Origin of the sequence: Streptomyces sp. NPDC058964 (assembly GCF_042741275.1) — a bacterium.
Taxonomy (GTDB): domain Bacteria; phylum Actinomycetota; class Actinomycetes; order Streptomycetales; family Streptomycetaceae; genus Streptomyces.
In genome coordinates, this window is sequence record NZ_JBHYKH010000853.1 from 1 (window position 1) to 2172 (window position 2172).

General features: G+C 68.9%; 2 protein-coding genes. Both read left to right on the forward strand.

The features are described 5' to 3' along the window. Positions 1-449: phosphopantothenoylcysteine decarboxylase (locus tag ACFW2E_RS45600; RefSeq protein ID WP_384477725.1), on the forward strand; the 449-nt coding region annotated here is incomplete at its 5' end. A gap of 238 nt (positions 450-687) precedes the next feature. Next, positions 688-1911 (forward strand): methionine adenosyltransferase, encoded by a 1224-nt coding sequence (metK, locus tag ACFW2E_RS45605; protein ID WP_384477728.1) that lies wholly within the window; start codon positions 688-690, stop codon positions 1909-1911. Positions 1912-2172 lie beyond the last annotated feature (261 nt).

Sequence of the window (2172 nt, forward strand, 5' to 3'; positions counted from 1 at the left end):
CCGCCGTACAGCTGCGCGAGGCCGTGGTGAAGGCGGCCGCGGACGCCGACGCCGTGGTCATGGCCGCCGCCGTCGCCGACTTCCGGCCCGCGAACTACGCGTCCGGGAAGATCAAGAAGAAGGACGGCCAGGACCCGGAGCCGGTCGTCCTGGTGCGGAATCCGGACATCCTCGCGGAGATCTCGGCCGATCGGGCGCGCCCCGGACAGGTGATCGTCGGCTTCGCGGCGGAGACGGACGACGTCCTCGCCAACGGCCGGACGAAGCTGGCGCGCAAGGGCTGCGATCTGCTCGTGGTGAACGAGGTGGGGGAGCGCAAGACCTTCGGCTCCGAGGAGAACGAGGCCGTGGTGCTGGGCGCGGACGGCAGCGAGACACCCGTCGCGCACGGTCCGAAGGAGGCTCTCGCCGACACCGTCTGGGACCTGGTGGCGTCTCGGCTGGCCTGATCCGTTTCGGTCGTTCGGCAGCGTTTTCGATCACGACATTGTCGCGTGGCGGCTCTGGCGAATGCCGCTCGGCATTGGGCAGAATGCGCGTGCCGCAGGTCACAGCGCTCCCGAGAGGCGAGACGGGTGGGCCGGTGGCCGGGTACGACCGATAAACTGTTCTCGGACGACGCCGGGCGCAGCCCCCATGTCGTCCGCCAATGATCAGCCAGCAGCCGCTGCAACCCCAGGGAGCGTTGTGTCCCGTCGCTTGTTCACCTCGGAGTCCGTGACCGAGGGTCACCCCGACAAGATCGCTGACCAGATCAGCGACACCATTCTCGACGCGCTTCTGCGCGAGGACCCGACCTCCCGGGTTGCCGTGGAGACGCTGATCACCACGGGCCTGGTGCACGTGGCCGGCGAGGTCACCACCAAGACGTACGCGGACATCGCGACCCTGGTCCGCAACACGATCCTGGAGATCGGCTACGACTCCTCCAAGAAGGGCTTCGACGGCGCCTCCTGCGGCGTGTCGGTGTCGATCGGCTCGCAGTCCCCGGACATCGCCCAGGGTGTGGACACGGCGTACGAGTCCCGAGTGGAGGGTGCCTCCCGCAGGGAAGAAGCGGACGAGCTCGACAAGCAGGGCGCGGGCGACCAGGGCCTGATGTTCGGCTACGCGACGGACGAGACGCCGACGCTGATGCCGCTGCCGATCTTCCTGGCACACCGCCTGTCCAAGCGCCTCTCGGACGTCCGCAAGAACGGCACGATCCCCTACCTGCGCCCGGACGGCAAGACGCAGGTCACCATCGAGTACGACGGCGACAAGGCCGTCCGCCTCGACACGGTGGTCGTCTCCTCGCAGCACGCGAGCGACATCGACCTCGAGTCGCTGCTCGCCCCCGACATCCGCGAGTTCGTCGTCGAGCCGGAGCTGAAGGCGCTCCTCGACGAGGGCATCAAGCTGGACACCGAGGGCTACCGCCTCCTGGTCAACCCGACCGGCCGCTTCGAGATCGGCGGTCCGATGGGTGACGCGGGCCTCACCGGCCGCAAGATCATCATCGACACCTACGGCGGTATGGCCCGTCACGGCGGCGGCGCCTTCTCCGGCAAGGACCCGTCCAAGGTCGACCGCTCCGCCGCGTACGCGATGCGCTGGGTCGCCAAGAACGTCGTCGCCGCCGGCCTGGCCTCCCGCTGCGAGGTCCAGGTCGCCTACGCGATCGGCAAGGCCGAGCCGGTCGGTCTGTTCGTGGAGACCTTCGGCACCCACAAGGTCGAGACCGAGAAGATCGAGAAGGCGATCGACGAGGTCTTCGACCTCCGCCCGGCCGCCATCATCCGCGACCTCGACCTGCTCCGCCCGATCTACGCCCAGACCGCGGCGTACGGCCACTTCGGCCGTGAGCTTCCCGACTTCACCTGGGAGCGCACGGACCGCGTGGACGCGCTGCGCAAGGCCGTGGGGCTGTAGCCCCCAGGGGTTCTGCGCCGGGGCGGCGGTCACCGCCTATGTTGGTGATCTCCCGGTGCGACGACGGCGGTTACTCCAGTGGAGCGCGCTTCGTGCGTGCGGTGAAACCGGCTCGACACACACCGCTGTCCCCCTTGATCTCGGGAGCACGACGCCGCCCGGTGCGAAGGCCTCGGATACTTCCTTCCGGGTGATCCCCTCGCAGGTTCGAATCCTGCTGCCGGCGCAGAACCGGCATGGCCGAGCGGCCCAAGGCAGAAG